19 protein-coding genes are annotated in these 24,015 nt (G+C 49.9%); 14 read left to right on the top strand and 5 right to left on the bottom strand.

Annotation, left to right across the window (positions count from 1 at the left end; all coding sequences use genetic code 11):
• The first annotated feature begins 21 nt into the window (after positions 1 to 21).
• The 10 genes from KNO66_RS07760 to KNO66_RS07715 all read left to right on the top strand — a co-directional run bounded on the left by KNO66_RS07760 (position 22) and on the right by KNO66_RS07715 (position 13,401).
• Positions 22 to 1,308: an arsenic transporter gene (locus KNO66_RS07760; protein ID WP_214741877.1), complete on the top strand. Its 1,287-nt coding sequence runs from the start codon at positions 22 to 24 to the stop codon at positions 1,306 to 1,308.
• 11 nt (positions 1,309 to 1,319) lie between these two features.
• Positions 1,320 to 2,978 (top strand): FAD-dependent oxidoreductase, encoded by a 1,659-nt coding sequence (locus KNO66_RS07755; protein WP_214741876.1) that lies wholly within the window; start codon positions 1,320 to 1,322, stop codon positions 2,976 to 2,978.
• Positions 2,979 to 3,175: 197 nt separating this feature from the next.
• Positions 3,176 to 6,097 carry a type I pullulanase gene (gene pulA, locus KNO66_RS07750; protein ID WP_214741875.1) on the top strand — a complete coding sequence of 974 codons (2,922 nt, stop codon included), beginning with the start codon at positions 3,176 to 3,178 and terminating at the stop codon, positions 6,095 to 6,097.
• A 144-nt stretch (positions 6,098 to 6,241) separates the two neighbouring features.
• Positions 6,242 to 9,073, top strand: a complete 2,832-nt coding sequence (locus KNO66_RS07745) for an EAL domain-containing protein (protein WP_214741874.1) — start codon at positions 6,242 to 6,244, stop codon at positions 9,071 to 9,073.
• 97 nt (positions 9,074 to 9,170) lie between these two features.
• Positions 9,171 to 10,247 (top strand): nitric oxide synthase oxygenase, encoded by a 1,077-nt coding sequence (locus tag KNO66_RS07740; RefSeq protein WP_214741873.1) that lies wholly within the window; start codon positions 9,171 to 9,173, stop codon positions 10,245 to 10,247.
• Positions 10,248 to 10,261: 14 nt separating this feature from the next.
• Positions 10,262 to 10,681: an RDD family protein gene (locus KNO66_RS07735; RefSeq protein ID WP_214741872.1), complete on the top strand. Its 420-nt coding sequence runs from the start codon at positions 10,262 to 10,264 to the stop codon at positions 10,679 to 10,681.
• 125 nt (positions 10,682 to 10,806) lie between these two features.
• The gene (locus KNO66_RS07730) at positions 10,807 to 11,658 is read left to right on the top strand and encodes a DegV family protein (protein ID WP_214741871.1); all 852 of its coding nucleotides are present in this window, start codon (positions 10,807 to 10,809) and stop codon (positions 11,656 to 11,658) included.
• A gap of 20 nt (positions 11,659 to 11,678) precedes the next feature.
• Entirely contained in the window at positions 11,679 to 12,005 is a 327-nt protein-coding gene (locus KNO66_RS07725; protein WP_214741870.1) for a thioredoxin family protein, read from the top strand.
• Between the two features lie 86 nt (positions 12,006 to 12,091).
• Positions 12,092 to 12,493 carry a (4Fe-4S)-binding protein gene (locus KNO66_RS07720; protein WP_214741869.1) on the top strand — a complete coding sequence of 134 codons (402 nt, stop codon included), beginning with the start codon at positions 12,092 to 12,094 and terminating at the stop codon, positions 12,491 to 12,493.
• A 26-nt stretch (positions 12,494 to 12,519) separates the two neighbouring features.
• Positions 12,520 to 13,401 carry a DUF5996 family protein gene (locus KNO66_RS07715; protein ID WP_251127319.1) on the top strand — a complete coding sequence of 294 codons (882 nt, stop codon included), beginning with the start codon at positions 12,520 to 12,522 and terminating at the stop codon, positions 13,399 to 13,401.
• A gap of 132 nt (positions 13,402 to 13,533) precedes the next feature.
• On the opposite strand, the gene tnpB is transcribed toward KNO66_RS07715, so the two are convergent.
• The gene (gene tnpB / locus KNO66_RS07710; RefSeq protein ID WP_214741867.1) at positions 13,534 to 14,622 is read right to left on the bottom strand and encodes an IS200/IS605 family element RNA-guided endonuclease TnpB; all 1,089 of its coding nucleotides are present in this window, start codon (positions 14,620 to 14,622) and stop codon (positions 13,534 to 13,536) included.
• A 127-nt stretch (positions 14,623 to 14,749) separates the two neighbouring features.
• On the opposite strand from tnpB, the gene KNO66_RS07705 reads away from it, so the two are divergent.
• Positions 14,750 to 15,097, top strand: a complete 348-nt coding sequence (locus KNO66_RS07705) for a GNAT family N-acetyltransferase (RefSeq protein WP_251128072.1) — start codon at positions 14,750 to 14,752, stop codon at positions 15,095 to 15,097.
• Between the two features lie 15 nt (positions 15,098 to 15,112).
• Positions 15,113 to 16,195, top strand: coding sequence for a low temperature requirement protein A (locus KNO66_RS07700; RefSeq protein WP_214741866.1), 1,083 nt, complete (start codon positions 15,113 to 15,115; stop codon positions 16,193 to 16,195).
• A 30-nt stretch (positions 16,196 to 16,225) separates the two neighbouring features.
• Here KNO66_RS07700 and KNO66_RS07695 read toward each other — a convergent pair whose 3' ends face one another.
• From KNO66_RS07695 to KNO66_RS07685, 3 genes are all read right to left on the bottom strand, one after another.
• Positions 16,226 to 16,951 carry a DUF4261 domain-containing protein gene (locus KNO66_RS07695; RefSeq protein ID WP_214741865.1) on the bottom strand — a complete coding sequence of 242 codons (726 nt, stop codon included), beginning with the start codon at positions 16,949 to 16,951 and terminating at the stop codon, positions 16,226 to 16,228.
• 84 nt (positions 16,952 to 17,035) lie between these two features.
• Entirely contained in the window at positions 17,036 to 19,357 is a 2,322-nt protein-coding gene (locus KNO66_RS07690; protein ID WP_214741864.1) for an ABC transporter permease, read from the bottom strand.
• 12 nt (positions 19,358 to 19,369) lie between these two features.
• Positions 19,370 to 20,068: an ABC transporter ATP-binding protein gene (locus KNO66_RS07685; RefSeq protein WP_214741862.1), complete on the bottom strand. Its 699-nt coding sequence runs from the start codon at positions 20,066 to 20,068 to the stop codon at positions 19,370 to 19,372.
• 158 nt (positions 20,069 to 20,226) lie between these two features.
• Between KNO66_RS07685 and KNO66_RS07680 the strand changes: the two genes are divergently transcribed.
• Entirely contained in the window at positions 20,227 to 21,057 is an 831-nt protein-coding gene (locus tag KNO66_RS07680; RefSeq protein ID WP_214741860.1) for a DegV family protein, read from the top strand.
• Between the two features lie 291 nt (positions 21,058 to 21,348).
• Positions 21,349 to 23,028, top strand: coding sequence for a sensor domain-containing diguanylate cyclase (locus KNO66_RS07675; protein ID WP_214741858.1), 1,680 nt, complete (start codon positions 21,349 to 21,351; stop codon positions 23,026 to 23,028).
• A 45-nt stretch (positions 23,029 to 23,073) separates the two neighbouring features.
• On the opposite strand, the gene KNO66_RS07670 is transcribed toward KNO66_RS07675, so the two are convergent.
• Positions 23,074 to 23,715, bottom strand: coding sequence for a homing endonuclease associated repeat-containing protein (locus tag KNO66_RS07670; protein WP_012727053.1), 642 nt, complete (start codon positions 23,713 to 23,715; stop codon positions 23,074 to 23,076).
• Positions 23,716 to 24,015: the final 300 nt, after the last annotated feature.

Below are 24,015 nucleotides of genomic sequence, written 5' to 3'. Positions count from 1 at the left end.
AGAATATCGGAGGAACTCATTGTGCAGTGGATTGCTAGTTTAATTTTTGTGGTGACGCTTTTTCTGATCATCAAGCAACCGAAAGGCCTAGGCATCGGTTACTCGGCGATGGGAATGGCCGTCATCGCCCTCATTTCAGGTGTCGTCAATCTTGATGACGTCGGCACGGTGTGGGGCATCATTTGGAACGCGACGTTCACCTTCATCGCGGTCATCATCATCTCGCTCATTTTAGATGAGATTGGATTTTTCGAATGGGCCGCATTACATATGGCGCGAATCGCCAAAGGTGGCGGGGTGAGGCTCTTCGTCTATATCACACTACTCGGTGCGCTCGTCGCGGCCTTGTTTGCGAACGACGGGGCAGCGCTGATCTTGACCCCCATCGTCTTGGCGATGGTCCGGGCTCTTAAACTGCCGGACGCGGTCGTCTTGGCATACGTGATGGCATCCGGATTCATCGCCGATACGGCGAGTCTCCCGTTCATCGTTTCGAACCTCGTCAACATCGTCTCAGCCGACTTCTTTGATATCGGTTTTGCCGAGTACGCCGCGCGGATGGTATTCGTGAACGTGTTCGCGGTCGCGGGCAGTTTGCTCGTGTTGTACTTGTATTTCAAAAAAGACATCCCGAAACACTATGACGCCTTACAGTTGGCTGAACCTTCGTCCGTCATTAAAGATCATACGATGTTCCGCTTATCGTGGGTCGTACTCGGGTTACTGGTCATCGGGTACTTCACGAGTGATTTAGTGGAGATTCCCGTTTCGCTCGTCGCGGGTGTCATCGCCTTGTTCTTCCTCGTGATGGCGAATCGCTCGTCAGCGGTACAAACGACTCAAGTCGTGAAAGGTGCACCGTGGGCCATCGTCTTCTTCTCGCTCGGGATGTATATCGTCGTCTACGGTCTTCAAAACGCCGGACTCACTCAAGTACTGGCGAACTTTATCGACTGGTTCGCGGTGAACGCATTCAGTGCCACGTTCGGGATGGGCTTTTTGGCTGCCATCTTGTCATCGGTCATGAACAACATGCCGACCGTCATGATTGACGCGCTCGCCATTGACTTGACGCATACGACCGGGCAGATTCGGGAAGCGTTAATCTATGCGAACGTCATCGGATCAGACCTTGGTCCGAAGATTACCCCGATCGGGTCGCTGGCGACACTTCTATGGCTCCACGTCCTTCGTACGAAAGGGCTTAAAATCGGGTGGGGTGAGTATTTCAAAGTCGGGATCATCTTGACGATTCCGACACTCGCTATCACATTGCTCGGTCTATATATCAGCTTATTACTTTATTGAGGAGTGGTTATATGAAACTAGTCATCATCGGTTCAGTCGCTGCCGGGACATCGGTCGCGGCGAAAGCACGTCGGAACAACGAGGACGCACAGATTACGATTTACGACCGGGACTACGACATCTCGTATTCGGGATGTGGGATTCCATATTACATCGGTGGAGAAGTCGAGTCACGTGACGACTTGACGCCGCGTGACGCTGCCTTCTTTAAGAAGCGTTACAACATTGACGTTATGACACGTCATAACGTCACAGCTGTCAACAAAGACGCGAAGACGGTGACGGTTGAAAACTTAGAGACGGGTGAGACGCTCACGGACACCTATGACGTCCTTGTCCTTGCGACGGGTGCGTCGAGCATCATCCCACCGATTCCAGGGGTGAAGTCCGACAACGTCTTCCCGATTCGAAACATCCAACATGCGGAGGCGACACGTACCTTCGTCGATTCGACAGACCCGAAACATGCGACGATCATCGGCGCCGGCTTCATCGGTCTAGAGATGGCGGAGCAGTTGAAGCTTCGCGGGGTGGACGTGACCATCATCGAACGTGTGCCGCAAGTGATGCCGCCACTCGACAAGGATATGGCGTGTCGCGTCGAGGAGCACCTCGAGAAGAACGGAATCGAGCTCATGCTTGGTGAGACCGTGACGGAACTTGTCGGCGACGGACATGTCGAACGGGTCGTCACGGAGAGTGGCAAGACGATTGAGACGGACCTCGTCATCTTGTCGGTCGGAGTCCGACCGAACGTCGAGCTCGCCATGAAGATGGGCGTCACGATAGGGGAAACGGGTGCGATCGCTGTCAATGAGCGGATGGAAACGAACATCCCAGACGTCTATGCGGCCGGAGACGTCGCGGAGAGCTTCTCGATCGTGACAGGCAAACCGATTTGGCGTCCACTCGGTTCGACAGCGAACAAGATGGGGCGGACCGCCGGGGACGTCATCACGGGCGGTCATCTCGAACATCGGGGTATCCTCGGCACGGGTATCTTCAAAGTGTTCGGACTTGCCGTCGCACAGACGGGTCTCGCCGAAAAAGAAGCACGTGAACTCGGATACGATATCGAGGTGCTTCATAATACGAAACCGGATAAGCCTGCCTACATGGGTGGGAAAGATATGACAATCAAAGCGGTCGCGGACCGTGCGACACGTCAACTGCTCGGTGTCCAAATCGTTGGATTCGAAGGAGTCGACAAACGAATCGACGTCTTCGTCACAGCCATCACGCTCAAGGCGAAAGTGGACGACTTGTTCCACCTCGACCTCGCCTACGCACCACCGTTCTCGACGACGAAAGATCCGGTCATGTATACGGGGATGGTGCTTTCGAACAGTATCGACAAGGCGGCGCGACTCATCACACCGGCCGAGCTTCAGACACGAATCGATGCCGGGGAAGACATGCAAATCATCGACACGCGGAAAGCTGCGCAGTTCGAGAAGGCGTGTGTCGATTGTGCCGTCAACGTCCCGCTCGGTAACCTCCGGGAAGCGGCGAAAGACATGGACAAGCACAAACCGACCGTCGTCTACTGTAATGGAGGGGTGACGGGGAATGCGGCTCAGAACGTGCTCCGTAACCTCGGATTCACTGACGTGTACAACTTGTCAGGTGGAAATAAGAACTATCAGTTGTTCAAAAAATACGGGAACTAAACAAGACGACGTCCGAATCTACCGGACGTCGTTTTTTCGTGAATGAGGACTTCACTCGTTCATATTCCCTATATGAGATGGGCGGCTATTGATGCCAATTGACCCTTTTCTAAAATAACGTTGCTTCACTAAAGGAAACCGTTTACAATTTTTTGTGTAAGCGTTTTCTCGAAATAGTGCTACAAGGAGGGACCCTCATGGTCAAAAAGCAGTGGAAACCCGTATGGGCAGTTGTGCTAACGTTTGCACTAATTCTGTCAATGTTTCCGATGACGACGTCCGCTTTAGATAAAGGGAAGTCGACACTTGTCGTCGTCCATTATCAAGAGGCGCCGGATAACGAAAAGGATTGGAACTTATGGCTTTGGGCGAACGGCCCAGATTACTTCCCGAATAAAGGCTTCACATTTAACGGGGAAGATGCATTCGGAAAGGTGGCGGCTTACGAATTCCCAGTCGATTCACCTGAAAAAATCGGTCTCATCGTCCGCACGGACAATTGGGACAAAGATAAAGGTTCTGAGAATGACCGCTTCATCACGAGCGACATGATTCAAGATGGTGTCGCTGAAGTATGGATCAAGTCAGGAGATCCGACCATCTATACGTCAAACCCGGACGGTGAGACGGCTTCAACAGAAATCGATATGAACGTTCATTATTTCCGTTACGACAATACATACACGGACTGGGGTCTATGGGCTTGGCCAGACGGTGGGGACGGACAGAGCATCGTGTTCGATGGGACAGATGATTTCGGTGCCGTCGCGAACGTGAAACTCGCTAACCCAGAGTCGAAGAAACTCATGGGCTTGATCACGAAAAAAGGAGAATGGACGGAGAAGGATGGGGAAGACCGATTCGTTCTCGGGACTGCAAAAGAGATTTGGCTCGTTGAAGGAGATTCGACAATCTACTATTCAGAGCCACAAATCGATCGTTCTCCGAAACTCGTCTCGTTCTCGGCGGACACGTTCCGTCAGGCGACACTCACGACTAACCGTGTCATCACGGATGCGTTCATCGATGAAGTGAGCGTGGAAGGGGCAACGGTGGAATCGATTGAAAAGGCTGGCGACAAGTCTGTCACGATTCAATTCAAGTCAGACATCGACTTAGCGAAAGTCATCAAAGCCTCGCACCCGGAGTTTGGGGAACAGACACTCCAAGCCGGCAAGGTCCTTCGTTCGAAGGAATTCGATGCGAAATATGCATATGACGGTAAACTCGGTGTCACGTATCAAAAAGCGAAAACGAAGTTCGTCCTTTGGGCACCGACGGCTCAACAAGTGGAACTAGAGCTGTGGAACATGCCGACGAACCGACCGACGAACGACAAAGATATGAAAAAAGCCATCAAGATGAAACGCGGTGAGCGTGGCACATGGGTGGCGGAAGTGCGCGGCGACCTGGACGGCATCGGTTATACGTACCAAGTGACCCATGCGACTGGAAAAGTCCGTGCGGTCGATCCGTATGCGACGGCTGTCGGCGTGAACGGTGACCAAGGAGTCGTCGTCGATTTGAAAGAGACAGATCCGAAACGTTGGAATTCGATGAAACCGAAGTTGAAACAATCAACGGATGCGATCATCTATGAGACGCATGTCCGTGATTTCTCAATCTTCGATGTGAAGACGGACAAATACGATTCAGGTATTCAAAACAAAGGGAAGTATCTCGGGGTCGTCGAACGTGGCACACGTCTTCTCGTTGACGGGAAGAAAACGGCGACGAAGACGGGGCTCGATCATGTCAAAGACCTCGGTGTGACACACGTTCAGTTCATTCCGGTCTATGACTTCAACACGGCCTCGGTCGATGAGACGAATCCGATGGCGACGTACAACTGGGGATATGATCCGAAAAACTACAATGCACCAGAAGGTTCGTATGCAACGAACCCTTACGATGCGAAAGTGCGCATCATGGAAATGAAACAGATGATTCAAGGATTACATGACAACAACCTCCGTGGTGTCATGGACGTCGTATACAACCACATGTTCGATGCGCAGGCATCAAACTTACACAAAATCGTCCCGGGTTACTACTATCGCTACACAGCAGGTGGCGACTTCGCGAACGGAACAGGTGTCGGAAACGATACGGCTTCTGAGCGGGCGATGATGCAAAAACTGATCGTCGATTCTGTCGTCTATTGGGCGAAAGAATACCATTGGGACGGATTCCGTTTCGACTTGATGGGAATTCATGACGTCGATACGATGAACAAAGTTCGTGCGGAGTTGAACCGAGTCGACAAGTCGATCCTCGTCTTCGGAGAAGGATGGGACCTCGGTACGCCACTTGACGCCGAACTCAAAGCAAACCAAAAGAACGCTTATGCAATGCCGGGCATCGCCCACTTCAACGACAACATCCGTGATGGATTGAAAGGTAGCGTCTTCTACGATGAGGACAACGGCTTCATCAACGGAAAAGAAGGTATGGAAAATCGAGTGAAGACGGGAATCGTCGGTGAGATCGCATATAGCGACACGATTAAAGGATTCACGAAAGAACCGACGCAAGCGATCACATACGTCGAAGCCCATGACAACCATACTCTGTGGGATAAATTGACGTTGACGAACCCGAACGAATCTGAGGTGAATAAGACGAAGATGCATCGTCTCGCCTCGAGCATTCTCTTAACGAGCCAAGGGACGACATTCCTTCACGCAGGACAAGAGTTCATGCGCACGAAGGAAGGCGACCACAACTCATACAAATCACCAGACTCAATCAACCAGCTCGACTGGAAACGGGCAGCCGACCGCAAGGCGGACGTCCAATACATGAAAGGCTTGATTGAGATGCGTAAAGCCAACCCAGGTCTTCGGATGACGAAAGCGAGCGACGTGAAACGATTCTTGACGTTCCAAAAAGCGGAAGCGAATATCATCACGTACTTGATTGATGAAGACGCACCAGGACAAAAGAACGACTTGTTCATCACGCATAACGCCAATCCGACAAATGTTCAAGTTTCCCTTCCAAAAGGGAACTGGAACGTGATTGTCGACGGCGATCGTGCCGGAACGAAGACAATCAAGCGCGCGACTGGAACAGTCAATGTGCCTGCATACAAGACGTTCGTCCTCGAACGAAATTAATTATTGACCCCACTTTAAACAAGTGGGGTTTTCTAATGGCCCAATGATGGGTAATTGGTAATTAATGTTTTGTAAACTAGATATTTTGTATGAACGCGAGAATTTCCGTTTGAAACTTCCATCTCTTTCGAAAGGAGAGATTGTATGGCGATTTTTAAGAAATGGATTCATCGCGTCAATGGAGACGTTACAGATATACTGTCATCTGAATCGATTCCGGTATTTCATGTGGACTCACTCCAAATGGAACAGTACCCAGATGCGATTTATGTACTCGATATGAAGGGACAACTCATCGAATCGAACGAAAAAATGGAGCAGTTACTTGACGACCTTGCCTTATCTTTGACAGGAGCCGAAGAGTTTATTCCATATCATGAACAAGCGCTAGCTGGAGAAACGGTTCATTTTGAACTAATCAAAGTACAAGACGGACAAAAGCGGAAGTTTGCGGTAACGTGTACCCCGCTTTATAAAGATCAGCTCATTGAAGGCGTTTACGGGATTGTCAAAGACATGAGTGCCGTATGGGACAAACAAAACCGTTATGCCTTCATGAAAGTCGGCCGGGAGTTGCTTGAACAAGTACCCGGTCTTATGATCATCGAAGTACATCTCGCGGACGGGTCGTTCTCCTTCTCTTCCCAAGTTTCGTCTTTCCTCGGTGTTTCGAGGCAACGACTGAATGAGATGAGTGCGGACCAGATTCGAGAAACGGTGCACCCTGATGATTGGGAACGATTAAAGCAATCGGTTCAATCGTTGCGAGCAGATGCTGGGGAGAGCGACTTTACGATGGAGATTCGACTTCGTCACCAACAGACGTTTGAAGATATGCCAGTGACCGTGCGAGGTGTGTTATCTCTTGAACGTAACGTTTTGACATACGTCATCTTTTCAACGAAAGATCAGCAGCGAATCGAGCACGAGCTGACGGATAAAGAAGAGCTGTTACATCGCGTATGTGAGGCATCCGATACGACGATTTGCGATTACAGTTATGATACAAATCAAATCGAGTTTGCGGCAGGACAGTTCCACACGATGTTTGGGTATACGGTGAAACACTTCAATGCTCATCCTGACTATTGGAAAGCAGTGATTCATCAAGACGATTTAGAAAAGATCAATCAGGCGAACGAAGAGACACGGCACACGAATCATGTCGAACTGGAATATCGGATTTTTGTCGGAAAGAAGCAAAAGTGGATGAAAGAGAGTCGTCAACATTTATTTGATCATAAGGGACGGGTTCGGGGATTTCAGGCATTGATTCGCGATGTGACTGAGGTGAGAGAGCAAGAAGCAAAACTTATGCAGCGAAACGAATTCGATCCGATGACGAATATCCCGAGTCGTGAGACGATGTTTCAGTCGATTGCGCGATTGATTCAAGCAGATTTGACATTCGTCTTGTTTGCCATCTCATTCAATCGAATCGCGGACATCAATCGAACGTTCGGACATGAGTATGGTGATGAGTGGCGTATTCAAACGGCACATCGACTGCAACGAATCGTACCGGATGAAGCGGTCGTCGGTCATTTAGACGGGGATACCTTCCTGATGTTTATGCCCGGTAGTCATGGCGATGAACATCTTTTGCACATCGGGGATCACCTATTGAATCTGTCTAAACATTGTTTTCAACTTGAACCCTACTCGGTTTATCCAAATATTAAAATCGGGGTCAGCCGTTATCCGAACGATGCCTCTGATGAAGTGACGCTCATTCGTCGAAGTTACATGGCGATGGGAAGAGCGGGCAAAACGGGAGGGACTCCGATTTCACTTTATACGTCACACATGAATCTTGAAGAACTAAAGCGTTTCGAATTGTTGCGAGACTTGCCGACCGCAATCGACCGCAATGAATTTTATCTCCTCTATCAACCGAAAGTGAATACGTGGACCGGTGAAATCACCGGGGCTGAAGCGCTCATTCGATGGGAACATCCATTGTGGGGAACGGTTTCGCCACTCGATTTTATCCCATTGGCGGAGGAAAGTAACTTATTCATCCGAATGACAGATTACGTCATTGATGAAGTGTTTCGCTTTTTGGCGACATTACCGAATAAAGTTCCCATATCGTTGAATGTTTCACCGAAATATTTGTACCACGAACATTTGTTGAGTACGTTCGAATCGGCGAGTCGGCGACATGATGTGTCATTCAATTGGATTGAGATTGAAGTGGCCGAGACATCAAGACTTGACGAATCCGACCACATCACAAACATTTTTTCATCACTTAGAGATTTAGGGATTCAACTTGCGCTCGATGATTTCGGGAAAGGTTATTCCTCACTTGCTTATTTGCAACAGTTTCAAGTTAACACAATCAAGATCGATCGGATTTTCGGGCATGGTGTGTCCGAAAATAAACAAGCACGAGCTATCATTCATAGCCTCGTCGTCTTGGCAGAGGAGTTCGGTCTCGACGTGGTTGTCGAGGGAATCGAGCAAATGAATGATCTCCTGTTATTGCGTCAGCTCGGATGTAAGACGATTCAAGGGTATTTGTTCAGTCCGCCTGTAAGAGGCGAAGTTTTCGAAAATATGATGATTCAAGGAAAACTCACTCCCGACTCATTCAATCAACACGAGTGGGGGACTAGCCGTTACATTCAAGCAGGAATCACGATTAAAACGATTCGACAGCAACAGATGGCGATTGGTCAATCTCCGATTGTGTTGACATCACGTTCGGAGCAACATCTACATTTCTACTCTGCGCTTCGTCTTCCATTAGATGGAGAAATCGAATTTATCATTCGCTTCCCGTCAGGCGTTGATTTACCCGTCCGCTTGCGCCGAATCACTGAGATAACGCATGGACTCTATCAATATGTTGCGGAATACGAATCGAGTCCGACACTAGAAGCGCAACTGGCTTCCCTTGAAGTAGAAGGGACGGGAAGCATAGAAATTGCTGATTATATCAAACTCGTTCACCAGCCGGAACGATCCTGATGACCCGACGTGCCATGTCTGAGAATAGATAGTTGAAACGAAGGTCTCCTTTTCTCTAAGATGGAGAAAGAGAGAATTGAGTGAGGAGATCTTAGATATGAATCTGTATGAACAAGCGAGCGACTGGATGCGGCAATGGCATGACGCCCCGTCCGAACGCCTCCAGCAAATCAAAGATGAAATTGAGCGCACGGGCACTTATTCGTTGACGACGGAAGAGTTGTGTGAGGGCGCCAAGGTGGCGTGGCGGAATTCGAATCGTTGCATCGGTCGTTTGTTTTGGCAGACACTCCATGTGATCGATGCACGGGATGCCGATACGTTTGAGGCAGTCTACGCCTCCCTCGTCGATCATCTTCAGTTCGCCACGAACGGTGGAAAAATCCGTTCGACGATGACAGTCCTTCCGAACGAGTTCAAACTATTGAACTCACAGTTGATTCGGTACGCGGGATACGAGACGCCGGACGGGATTGTCGGAGACCCGATGTCTGTGACGATGACGAAGCGCGCAAAAGAGCTCGGATGGGTCGGAGCCGGAACACCGTTCGATATCCTCCCACTCATGATCACGGACGGACGAGACGTCCGCTTGTTTGAATTGCCGAGCGAGGCCGTGCTTGAGGTGGACATTCAGCATGAAGATGTAGACCTATTTGACGGGCGGACCATTAAATGGCACGCGGTCCCGGCAATCGCGGATATGGAGCTTGAGATCGGAGGGCTCCGGTTTACGTCGGTCCCGTTCAACGGCTGGTACATGGAGACAGAGATCGGGGCACGGAATTTGGCCGACACCGACCGTTATGATCTGTTGCCCCTCGTCGGACGGTCGCTTGGGCTCGATACGACGAAAGAGCGGTCCCTTTGGCGCGACCGGGCACTCGTCGAATTGAATATCGCCGTCCTGCAATCGTTCGAGCGAGCAGGTGTGACGATCGTCGACCATCATACGGCCGCCAAACAGTTCAAGCGGTTCGAAAAAAACGAACGAGACGCGGGGCGTGACGTCACCGGACAATGGAGTTGGCTTATCCCACCGCTCTCTCCTGCGACGACGCACGTCTTTCATGAGCATTACGATAATCAGATTAAGACACCGAACCTGTTCGCAAGGAGTGGTTGTCCGTTCTCAGGGTTTCGTCAGCCGGTAAAAGAGGAATTGAAAGGCTAGAACCGAGAGAAAGGATGATTGCTGTGGCAGTCCCACTTTGGAAACGAGCCGTTGCCGGTCAAATCGACCAACTCGTCTTTCAGACACCGGCGAAACTGATTGAAAAGGCCGTCCGTAAAAAGATTTGGCCAGACAAAGAAGTGAAACGGTATTACTTGCCGACCGTCGTGACGATGGCAGGTGAAGTGTACTGTATGTTGTATCAAAAAGGTCAGACATTGGGTGACCGCGTCGTCGGCATTCGAGTCGTGAGTGCGGACGGACGCCCACTCTCCCTCGAGCAAGTCGTGAAGCGGACGCTCTATAAAGACGTCGTCTATCCGGCGACGCTCGGGATTCCGCTCATCCGTGCACTTCAACAGATGAAGTCGAACAAAGACCTCGAGTTGCCACACGATGAGTTCGCCCATACGAAATTGATTTCCACCAAGTAAAGAGAAGCAGGGCGACCGCGTGTCGCTCTGTTTTTTCGTCCTATTCGGTCGGGTAGGAATAGGGATAAGAAATAAGGTATAATGGGATTGGACAAAAATGAACGACCATTGGAGGATTTTTAGTTATGACAAAAATTGCATGGATTACCGACAGCATGGCCAACTTCTCTCAAGAAGAAGCGGCTCGTCTCGGTGTCGATATCGTTCCGATTCAATTGATTGTGGACGGGAACGGATATAGTGAAACAAATCTCTCGCTTGATGACTTACATCGGTATATGATTGACCAAAAGAAAGAAGCGAAGACGTCACAACCGATTTTCGGAGACTTTATCGCCCGCTACGAGCGCTTAAAAGAAGAGGGGTACGATTGTGCCATCGCCGTCCATTGTTCGAACGGATTGAGTAGCACGGCAAAAAACTCGAAAGCGGCAGCCGAAGCGGCTGACTTCAAAGTGTATGCCATCGACTCACATGCTGCGCTCGAAGCACAGCAGGAACTTGTTCGAATCGGAAAGGCTGCTGAACAAGATGGCAAATCTGTCGAAGAGATTGTCGCGTTGCTCGAAGCATGGCGCGATAAGAAGAACTTCTTCATGATTATCGGAAACATGGAGACGATGCGCCGCGGTGGTCGCGTTTCTTCTGGTGAGATGTTCCTCGCAAACATCTTGAACATCAAGCCGATCATCACCCTCGATGAGACGGGGAAAGTTATCCCGTTCAAAAAAGCACGCTCGTTGAAGAAGGCGTATGCGGAGATGGTCGGTGAGCTCGAACGTCGCCACGCGGAAAACGGTGTGAAGGACAACCGAGTGTTCGTTCAGACGGCACTCGCACCGAAGATGCAAGACGATCTCGTCGCGCTCATCGAATCGAAGTTACCGGAGATTGAAATCGTACGGACGCGTTTCTGTCCGTCCATCGCGGTACATGCCGGATTCGAGACGGTCGGTGTCTTGTGGCTCAACGCTTAATCAAGTAGGAGGAATGCAAGATGGAAGCAATGACAACCTTGACTGGATTGAATGAACGGATTGCGGGCACGGAACAGTTGCTCGTCTACGTGTCACATCCGGGATGCAGTGTCTGTCATGCGCTGAAACCTCAAATCGAAGAGATGCTCAAAGAGTTCCCTGAGATCGAGGCGGTCGCAGTGGATTCGGACGAGGTGCCTGAAGTCGCAGGTGCCTTCTCGATTTTCACGGTGCCGGTCGTCCTCTTTTTCATCAACGGGAAAGAAATGCTCCGCCGGGCGCGGTTCGTCCCGATTGGAGAGTTGACGCATCAGCTTGAACGTATGCAAGAAATGAGGCAAGCCTGAACTTGACCCATCATCCATTCATTGGATGGTGGGTTTTTTTCATAGTGTAACGGGTAAAGACCCGCAAACACATAAGGGGTGATTCGATGCGAGGCAAACAATACGTAGGAGAATCGATTGATGTGTACTATGACGTGTCGCTCTGCGTCCATGCGGCAGAATGTGTGCGTGGGCTACCGGAAGTGTTTGATACAAAGCGGAAACCATGGATCTTACCGGATGGTGCCGAAGCGCCAGACGTTGCCACGGTGATTGAACGTTGTCCGAGCGGTGCGCTCCAGTTCGTTCGGAAGGATGGTGGAGATGCGGAGACGCCGGACGTGCCGACGTCTGTAAAGTTGAACGACTGGCAACAAATCGAGGTGCGCGGTGACCTTCACATCGAGCAAGGGGATGAGGTCATCTCCACTTACCGAGCCACGCTATGTGGGTGTGGGCAATCTGGGAAGCGACCGATTTGCGACCATAGTGGGGCGTGCAAAGAGTGAAAGGATGATTGAGGATGCACATTCCAATGCATTCAGAATGGCACGATACGAAATTGACACTGCATTTGATCTCGCAGCTTCTTGGAAAGATCAAGCTCAAACTGGCACCACCGGAACCGCAATGGGGGCACGTCTCGTTGCCACTTACGGTTCATGGCTTCACGACAGGGTTGTTATTTGAAGGAGATCGGGCGCTTCAAATTGATGTGGACCTGTTGACGTCTTGCCTGGTCATCCATGTCGAAGATCAAACGGACGCTATCCCGATTGAAGCAGGGAAGACAATCAAGTCGTACCACGATGACTTATTCAATCGGCTGCGGACGCATGGAGTCAACATACGCATCAATCCGAAACCACAGGAGATGTCGTTCAAAGGGTTACTCGATACGGATGAGACGCCGCTCGCCTATGACGCGACGTATGCCCGAAAAGGATTGAGGTTGTTTCAACGGGCGGCGCACGAACAATTGACGTACTTATCGAAACTGCGATGCCGAAAAATCAAACCGGCACTCTTTTGGGGGACATTCGACGTGTCGTCGCTCGTCATCTATCCGATTGAGCACCCGTTTCCGGAAGATAAAGTGATCGAGCGTGTCGCCTTCGATGAACAGTTGATTGAATTCGGATTTTGGCTCGGAGACGATGTAACGGAACGTCCGAGCTATTTTGTCTTACCTTATCCGTTCCTGTTCAGACCGATGCCGACCGAAACGCTCAAGCCGGAAGCTGCCTATTATGATGCGGAGAAGAGTGAGTTTTTCTTACCGCTTGATGAAGGAACGAGTCGGGAAGTACAAACGTTTTTGTCTACATCATTTGACATCTTGATGGATGAGATGGATTGGACGACGCGTGATCATTTCTTCATTCCATTAAAATTAGATGAGGAGCGTGGGGAGTAAATGGAGAGTGAACTACTCACCACTTATTTGCTTCGCAAATTGAAGTGGGAGCTTCTTGGGAAGACCGTGCTCTTATTAGCCACGATTGTTTACCAAGCTCGTCGGGTGGTTCCCACCCTGAAGGAATTCGTTTTAGTTTGCCAACATCAACAGGTTGATGCTCGCGTTGATGTCTCGGTCATGATGCGCGCCACAGGCACACGTCCATTCACGGACATCCATCGCCTTCTTCTGACCTTTCTCGCCACAAGAAGAACAGATCTGCGTCGATGCGTACCATGGATCCGCCTTGATGAGTGTCCGTCCGTAGAAGTTTGACTTATACTCGAGTTGACGGACGAACTCGTACCAGCTGACATCCCCGATGGACTTCGCTACCTTGTGATCCTTCATCATATCCTTTGACTTCAATGACTCCACGACGATGACTTGGTTCTCGTCAACGATCCGTCTTGACAGCTTGTGAAGGAAGTCCTTGCGTTGATTGGCGATTTTCTCGTGTTTCTTGGCTAAGATCAGCTTAGCTTTTTCACGATTCTTGCTCCCGATCTTCTTTCGAGACAACGCGCGCTGCGCCTTCTTGACCTTCGCTTCGGATTGTCGGAGAAAGCGAGGGTTTCCAATCTTCTCAGAAACCATCTCGTCATTCGTCATGACGGCGAAGTGTTCCAGGCCAAGATCGATCCCGACCTTGTTCTTGGCTGGGATCAATTGTTCATCCTCTTGATCGACAAGGATGGAGACGAAGAACTTGCCTGTCTTGGTCATCGAGACCGTCGCCGACCGGATGACGCCCTCGAACGGACGATGTTGTGTGAACCGCACGAACCCGACCTTCGGCAGCCGAACCTTGCCCGCCTCGATGCGGATCGTGCCGTGCTGGTTGTTCGTCGTGTAGGAGGCACGCGACCGTCGTCTCGATTTGAAGGTCGGGAAGCCACCCGTCCCGGCGAAGAACTTCGCGAACGCGGTGTCCAGGTTCAGCTTCGCGTTCGCGAGCGCGAGGCTGTCCGCCTCGGCGAGGAACGGGAAGAGGGGCTTGTAGGAGGCGGGTGTCGCCGGTTTCCGTCTCGTCCCGCTCCCCTCCTTCGCCTCCTCGCGGATGGCGATGCGGTCCTCGAGCAGCTTGTTGTAGATGAACCGGGCGCAGCCGATCGTCCGGACCAGGAACTCGGCCTGTGCCGGCGTCGGGTGGAGCCTATATTTATAGCCTTTCAGCATGTCCGTCCCTCCTCCCTTCAGAAGATCGTGATGTGTCCTCCTCATCCGATACCCGCGGAGGGGGAGGGAGAATCTGACGGAATCGCAAACTTTTGTTCGTCATATCTGTCACAGGGGGAAAAGACGTTTGGACCGGGCGATTCATCTCCCACCTACGCCGGACCTCGCCCCGAGACGCTTAGAGGAGGGGGAATTCTCGCCTGATTTAGTTAAACAAAAGGAAAATACGTTCTATGTTGGGGACGAGAACGAACCATCAGCAGAATTACATTACGTGCCGACTGGACCCGATAAACTGATTGTCGACCATACGTACGTCAGTGATGAGCTTCGGGGACAAGGAATCGGAGAGAAGCTTGTCGTTACGGTGGTCGAATATGCTCGAGAACAAGGGAAGACAATCATCCCGCTCTGTCCGTTCACGAAAAATCAGTTCGACCGACATCCGGAATATCACGACGTATTGGCGAATTGAACAGAGGTGGATGAAATGGAAGAAAAACGCGCCACGTGGTTAGAACTTTTCTATGACTTGGTCTATGTCGCCGCGATCGCGACGGCGACCCATGTCTTACTCCATACACATCATGGCGTCATTCCATTCGAATACGCCTCGAAATTCGTCCTCATGTTCATCCCGATTTGGTGGGCATGGGTGGGGCAGACGATGTTTATCAATCGCTTTTTTGAAGACGCTGTCTACCAGCGTCTCTTTGTGATTGGACAGATGATCTTCGTCCTCATCATGACGGCGAGCCTGAACGTGAATTTTGATGATTACTACTATTCCTTTCTGATTGGCTATTTGGGACTGCGCATCATGACGGTCTTGCAGTATACGATGGTGAATCGACGCATTCAAGACTCGGCGGCACGGTTTTTAGGAACGTATTTTTGGATTGGAATCGTGGTCTCGTCATTCTCTCTCTTTTTTGACGGAAATTTGCGCTACGTTGTCCTGTACCTCGGGATCATCATCGATTTGATTGTCCCGATCATCGGTCGGAAACGCTTGGCCATGACGCCCATAAACTTAGGATATTTGCTCGAACGCTTTGGTCTTTTGACCATCATCGTCTTAGGGGAATCGATCATCAGTATTCTCGCTGTGCTCGAGCCACAAGATGGAGATATCCGGTCCATCAGCTTTTCGATTTTAGCATTCATTGTCCTCATCGCCATCTGGTGGCAATACTTTGACAATATCGAAAAGAAAGTGGACAAAGACGCGGTCGGGACCGGTCAAATCATTCTGTACGGTCATCTGTTCATTTGGATGTCACTCAGTGTCCTGGCGAGCATGATGAAACTCATGTATCTCGGTGAATTGGATGAGCGTTTTGAAGTCATCGTGACGTTCGGTGCGGCACTTGTGTACTTTTTATCCACAACACTCGTATTTCACAATCATCGTTTCCCGGAGAGTCGGTTGCACTGGAGCTATTTCGTGTTTTTCGTCGCGCTCCTGCTCGTCTTCTTGGGGATTCATCTGATTGTCCTCGTGTCACCGTTAATCATCATGATTGAACTCGCCATCTTCTTCGCCATCTACGCCAAACTGACGACCACATAAAAATGGAGCGCCGCGGGGCGCTCCATTTTCTTATTCTGCTGCTTGTGGGACAAGATAAATCAAGCCGAACGGGTTATGCAACAAATTGTCGATGGTCGTCCGCTCGTCTTCTCCCATCTCGACCGTGAAGGCACGTCCGTCTTCAAAGGCGAAATGGTCGCCATCGCCGAACATCGCGCCACCGGAGATGAGGTGGAAGTTGAACGAGTGAATGATGTGAATGGCATCTTCAATGTCGAGGGTCATCGGTACGGCCACGTCTGCATGACCGAACGCTTTCATCCCCCATGACATATAGGCGTTCTCTTCTTCCGTGATTGCCGTGAGGAGCGAGTAGTCGAGCGCGAGGTCTTCTTCTTTTGATTCTTGCCACTCGTCTTTCGAGAAGGAGACACCAGCCGATTCGACCATGACGCCAACTCCACCAGCATTTAAGACGGCATTTGCGGCACGACGCGCAGCAGCGACGTCTGTCAAATCGTTGACGTCGACAATCAAGTAGACGACGTGCGTGTGACGGGCGATTCCTTTCGCCACTTTCGGTGTGAAGCCACCAGAACTCGCGTGGATCATCGCCTCGGCGAGGGCCGGGTCGCGTTCCACGACTTCCACGGTAAACGCCTTGCCTGTTTCATCTTCGAGCAATAACAGACCGGCCATCGTGTAGCCTTCGCTATGTAAACTGATTTGTTCGCTGACACCTTCTGCGGAAGACCAGTTTCCGGGAATGGCGAGCATAACTTGTGTACGATTCATGTCAATCATCCTTTTCTGCAAAAGTCAGGTCCCTCCTCAGGAGAGACCTGGTCTATCTCTTATTATGCCCTATTTTGGCATGAATTATTCTTGATACGTCTTTAAAACTTCCTGAAGCGGGATTTGATCAATCTTCCGACGACTGATGAACGTACTCAGGAAGAAGAGGAGAACGACTGCGCCGAGCGTATAGACGATATAGATCCACTCGAATTCAAGCGGGAGGACGAGGCCGTAATCTTCTGCGAAGACGACGATGATGACCCGCAGCGTCAACAAGGCGATCGGGATGCTCAAGAGAGCCGAGACGAGCGCGTAAATGAAATAACTGTTCAAAATCATCGAGCGAACTTCCCGTTTTTGATAACCCATCACTTTCAATAAGGAGATGACGTAATAGTTCTTCTCGACCGTCAGCGCCGTCAAGACGAACAGGATGCTGAAAGCGATGAGAGAGGCTCCACCGATCAAGACGTTCATCATGAAATTCATATATTGATTGATGGACTCGGACTGCTCAATCAACCCTTGACGTGACAGGATGGTCGGATAGTCCGTTTCGTTCGGGCGGTCCGTCGCATAAATGCCGTTGAACAGCTCATCTGTCGCCCCGTCCGTGAGTAGTTCACTTAATGTCGCCCGAGGCAAGTAGGCGAAATCCCCGGAGAATTCATCGGCAATCCCGATGATTGGATAGGTCAGCGTGTCCTCGTTCAGTTCGACATCGATGTCTTGACCAACTTCAAGCCCGAGTTTGAGGGCGAGTGACGAAGATACGATTAGACCATCCGGTTCAAGTGTCAATGCGTCACCATCCTCGTTACGTAGCGGGAACAAGGTATTGTCGACATCTAATCCTTTCAACGTGACTAATTTCTCTTCGACAAATGCGAATGGATAGGTGAGAAATGGCTCTTGCCCGTCTTCAATTGGCGGTGAACCATCCGTATAGGCTTCGTATTCATAGGCTGCTTCGTTCAAACCACCTACCGTCATTCGGTCAACGGCCCCGTTCATCATGAGGGCGAAGACGATGAGGATTGTCGAGAACAAGATACCGAAAAAGAAAATGAAAAAGCTACCCGTGTTCTTGACGGCGTATAAATATTTGAACTTTGTCTTTCCACTCGCTCGTTTCAACAGTCGACTGACGAGACGACTGAGCCGGTTCAGTGACACATTGTCCCGTGGTGACAAGAGGGAGAGGGCGCTTTCTCCCATGATCTTATAGATGACAGCTCCCGCGACGAGTGTAAAGAAGAAGAGCGGGGCGAACACGGCTGTCAAAAATACGAGTGGACTTTGGGCGATGGTGATGGACGGTAAGAGATAAAAGTCGAGATAGAGTTCTTTCAACGGGTTCGCAAAATAAAGTCCCAGGAAATAACCGATGATGAGCATAAAAAATGCAAAAATCAAGATGAGCACCAAGTAAGGTGAGGCGATTTTTCGACGACTATAGCCGATTGCTTTTAACAGACCGATTTGTCCTCGTTCTGCCTCAAGCATATTGGAGATCAGGATAGCGACGATGATGACGGCAATCGAGACGATAAAGAGACTGAGCCCGAGCGCCATCGCCTTTCCGGATGAAATCTCGCTATAAATGGCACCGCTTCGAATGATGTTCTCCGTCTCCATGACCGAGACGACAAATGGGAGCTCAAGGTCGGTCTTGACCGTTTGATCGGTCACCCCGGACAATCGGAACGACTCTTGTCCAGTGAATGATTCAAACGAGTCATCTGTCATCAAGAGGAGGGTTTGAGAGCCTGGGTCGAGATTGAAAAAGTTGTCATCGAACAGCGGAAGCGTGTAGTCCGGGAAGAGGACATACCCACTCACCGTGAACGGACGACCGAGGTCGATCGTGTCCCCGATGTCGATGCCGTTCTCTTCGGCATATTTTTTGTTTAAAGCGATTTCGTCATTCGCGCTCGGTCGCTCACCGGCTTCGAGGTAGGAGCGGTTGATCGTGTCTGATTCTTTGACGATCAGTCCCCGATGTTCGGCATCCTCGAACGTGTAGGTGACGGATTTAAGGTCACGGAGTTCAATCGTAGCATCCGGCATTTCCTGTTCGACGGCGGCGATACGTGATTCGATCAGACGATTGAAGATTTCCGCATCGGCTTGTTTGATGTCAGCTAATGTGAACGTTCCTGTTTCCGCGAGCGCAGCGACAACGGGATCGCGTAATTCTTCTTCTGTCACCCGATTGAGCATTTCAATGGCGAAATCTTCCTGATTCGATTCCTTTAGGTAGTCTTCCGTTGGGACCTCGATTCCGCTGATTCCATAAAACATCATCGTATATGTGAGAGAACTCATGACGATGATGATGGCGATGGCGAGGAGTTGCATCCATTTCTTTCCGAGCGTCTTCCACACATTTTTGTACAGCATGTCACCACCCCCTTATCCCCAACGGATGTCACGCGCCGCGACTCGAGTGTCGTGATGGGTCACTTCGACGATTCGACCGGAGTTCATCTTGATGACATCGTCAGCCATCTCACTGATTCCGTTATTGTGTGTGATGACGACGATGGTCTTTTGGTACGTCTCGTTCAAGCGTTCCAACAGTTCGAGCACCTTTTTCGAGTTTTCCTCATCAAGGGATCCTGTCGGTTCGTCACAAAAAACGATGGCCGGATTTTTGGCGAGGCTCCGGGCGACGGAGACCCGTTGCTGCTCACCGCCGGATAGTTGATACGGATATTTATCGCGTGCCGATGAGAGTCCCACTTGTTCGAGCAATTCATCAATCGGGAGCGGGTCTTTCGTCAAATCGGACCCGATTTGAATGTTCTCGTATACAGTCAGATTTTGAAGGAGATTGTATTGTTGAAAGATGAAGCCGAGATGGTCGCGTCGAAACGACGTCATCCGTTCGGGAGACAATTCGGTCAGCACGATGTCGTCGAACGTGATTTTGCCACTCGTCACCGTGTCGAGTCCGCTGATGACGTTGAGTAACGTACTTTTCCCGCTCCCGCTTGGTCCGAGAATGACGACGAATGCGCCATCACGAATGGTCAGGTCGATCTCTTTCAAAGCAGCTGTTTCCACGTCGCCGGTTTTATAAATTTTATTGACGTTCTCGAGCTGGATCATGTCTCTTTCGCCTCCTTGATCGTTATGTATCTTTACCCGTTCCGATATAGGATTGGACCTGGTACAGGTTGAATGTTTTGAAAAAATAGTGAAAACGCTTCACCTATGATAAAATAATATAACCAGGTACTAAAAACTTTTTAAGGGAGAAATTTCTCATGAAGATTGCTTATATTACGGACAGTACGATTGTCCTTCCAGATGCTTTAGTGAATCACCCTGACATCCACATCGTCCCGCTTTACGTCGTCAAAGGGGACCAACCGTATAAAGACGGGATTGAAGTCGATGCGAAAACCGTTTATGAATGGATTGATGCCGGGGAGCGTGTGTCGACGAGTCAGCCGGCAATCGGAGATTTCGTCACGCTCTATGAGAAATTGAAAGATGAATACGACATGGGCATCGCGATTCATCTATCGTCCGATCTAAGTGGGACGTACTCGGCGTCTGTGCAGGGTGCCGAAATCGCAGAATTCAAGTTGCTCGCTTTCGATTCACGGGCAGGAATCTATACGATGGGACTCATGTTCGAGGAATTAATTGAACGAGTCGAACGAGGCGATGCGCTCGAAGACGTAGAAGCCTACATGAAGGCGCGCGTGGAGGACGTCCGCATCGAGTTGACGCTTCAAAACTTGACGCAAATGCAAAAAGGCGGTCGCATCTCCAAATCGAAAGCGCTCATCGGGAATATGCTTCAGTTGAAACCGGTACTCCGATTCGAAGACGGGTTGATTGTCCCGTATCAAACCGTTCGGACGTATAAAAAAGCGCAAGCTCATTTATTTGAAGTGTTGCGTGCAGCAATCGAGTCAGGCGAATGTCAGGACGTCTCGATTTTCCATGGGAACGTTCCTGAACTTGCCGAAGAGTGGAAACAACGACTCGGTGATACGATTCCGATTCGGGTCGATACGCTCGCTCCGCTCCTCGGGGCGCATACGGGATCTGGGTCGATTGGGATTTCATATTTGAAAGCGAAATAATGGGTAAGGACGGTCCTTCTGAGAGGGACCGTCCTCTTTACGTATTCTTTTGTTTCCTCAAATAGAGAAGTGTAATGGTAAGCGAATAGATGACCAAAAAAGAAATCAGAAATAGAGAAAAATCCATGATTATCCCCCTTTATAAAAGTTGTTGCCGACATCTAAAGTAACGAAACATCGAATTGGGAATGATTTCAATATTTCATTGTCTCAACTTTCAAACAATTGCTGGAATGTTTTTGTATTACGAGGCATACTAAAACAAAATGAACGAGAAAAGGGGAGAAGGCGATGCAATTTCGGAAGTATCTGGCTCGAAGCTGGCTCGCGTGGATGTTCGTCTTCACGAGTGTGACTTATATGACCATTCATCATCTTGACTCGTTCGACTGGCCGTTGTTTTGGTTCATTTATACGCTCGGCGCACTATTTGTCATGAATCCTCTCAAGCGTCGACATCTTCACTTCACGTTTCATGAGATGTTCGTCTTTATCACGTTCTTCCTATACGGACTCGCACCCGCCCTGTTGATGGGGCAGTTACTTCTGTTCACGTTTCAGGCCCGTGCCTTCAACCGTAGAGTGGGACGCCGGCGATTCCTTCACTTCTATCCGCTCAATACGATGATTGAATGTCTACTCGTTCTATTACCTGGACTCGCGTATATCGGGCTTGGAGGACGGATTGGCGAACCTGTGCACTTGATGCAGCAAGGATGGGCGATGGTAGCCTTTTTGGGGACCCTGTTCCTTGTCCTTATGATGAGTTTTGCCTTGTCTTATTTTATGGTCGGGGAACGGATCCCATTTCCCATCATGTGGCGCCTGATTCGTTTTGATTGGCTCGTCGTGTCACTTGAACTCTTGTTCACGATGATTGCCATCGAGGCCTACCTTGTATCTGGATATGTTGGACTCATCGTCACGTTCTTTGTTCTCTCGGTCTTGAAGATGTCGATGTCAAAAGCGACGGAGACGGAAGAGACGAAGTCAAAAGTCGATCAGGTAGAACGTTTGAAAGAACAGCTCTATCGTGTCGATAGCGAACAGCTGTTGATTGAGAAGTTTTGGAACGGGCTTCGTGATATCGTCGAAGTAGAACGAGGCTGGTTACAGGTCAACCGAAAAGGGGATCGCACGTTTTACGATATGACGGGTCGGGTCATCCCGAGTGTGCCAGACGCCTTCACGATTGAGCGATATCAAGATGAGGACGAGTCCTGCTTCGTTTACGACTCGCTCCACGAGTGGCACCCTGAGCTACAAAAGCAACAACAAGAACTACATCATTCGGCGCTCGTCATCCAACCCGTCTGGGGAGCGGAAACGGCGGTCAGCTGTATGGTATCGACGACGGCCAACGGGGCATATGAGACACCGATTGCTGTTGAGGTGAACCGTCTACTCAAGACGTTATCGTGGTCCATCGAGCGCATCGACGAACGCAACCGTTTGCAACACGAGAGCTTGACGGATCCGTTGACGGGATTACATAATCAGCGGGCGCTACGCCGTTGGACGAAAGAACGACTGAACGATGTGGCGTCCTATCCGCTCTCTGTCTTCTTGATTGATTTGGATCATTTCAAATCGATTAACGACACGTACGGGCATGCGTTCGGGGACGAGGTATTGATTGAAGCAGGTCAACTCTTTACCCGCAATGTCCGAGCGACGGACTTGGTGACACGCTATGGTGGGGAGGAGTTCGTATTCGTCTTCCCGAGAATGGACGAGGCTGCCGCCCATCTGGTCGGTGAGAAGATACGAGACGCCCTAAAGCGTCATGATTTTGGGACGGAGGGCACATGTGTCACCGTAACGGCGAGTATCGGAATTGAAACGATTTATGAGTATGAAGACCTTGATACGGTATTGCGACACGCGGACCGAGCCATGTACGTCGGAGCGAAATTCAATGGGCGAGATCGTGTCGCCCACTATCATGATTTATCGACTGAAGTCAGATAAAAGGAGGATCCACCAAAACGGGGATCCTCCTTTCGTATGAAATGATTATGAGTTCGTATTATATAGTTCAGATTCAACCGCATGAACGGCGGCTGACCAGGAGCCATAGCGATGCAGGATCGCCTTTGTCGAAGGTTTGTTGTTCCGTTTTGCCCATTCACGGTAAGCTTCGAATGAGAGCGAGAAGCCCATTTCCTGAATGGCTTCACGGAGCGCATTTGAGAGCTCTGTTTTTGAATAGGTCACACTCGCCTCAAGACCCGCTTCGGCACAGGCATCATGCCACGAACCGAACGTCTTGACGATATGGTAATGGCTCGGTGCCTTCGGATGGAGCTTTCGCCATTGCTGATACTTCTTCAAGGTGATAATCGAGCCCATGTCTCGGGAATAAATCGCGAGCGTCTCGATGATGTCCTCGCGTGTATACTTCGGCATTTTGTCTGGCAATTCGACGGTTGATTCCCCGTGCCATTCATAGCCTGCGATGGCAAGTGCCTCAGCCCATGACCCGAACTGACGAATAATGGATTCAGGAGATGGCCAATTCTGTTCCATTGCGAAGCGACGGTAAACAGAACGACGTGGACGTTCTTTCAATAAGTCCCCGAGAAGACGAATGCAATGGATCATCCTTTGCTGTTCGGTGGACAAGTGATGGGATTTAGTGGATAGCGTTTGACTCAATGATGGTTCCTCCTTCCGTGGACTCAAATCTGAACCGACAATGATTAAAAAAATGCTCCTACAATCATACTATCGGATTGTTTTTCGGATTTATTAACGTGATTTTGAAAAAATTTAAACAATTCCTAAGAATTGGATAGGACTAAAGTCGCATTTGACAATTTCAAAAAATGGTAACAGTTCTATTACAAATTAAATCGAATTTCGTGATAAATGTAAACATAAAGTTTTAATCACCCAAATATGTAATATTTTTATAAAAAAGTACCCAACTGGAGAGTTGGGGTCATCGCCTTCGCT

It is taken from the genome of Exiguobacterium sp. s48, assembly GCF_018617395.1.
In the GTDB taxonomy this organism is placed as follows: Bacteria; Bacillota; Bacilli; order Exiguobacteriales; family Exiguobacteriaceae; genus Exiguobacterium.
This window is presented reverse-complemented; position numbering and strand designations above follow the sequence as displayed.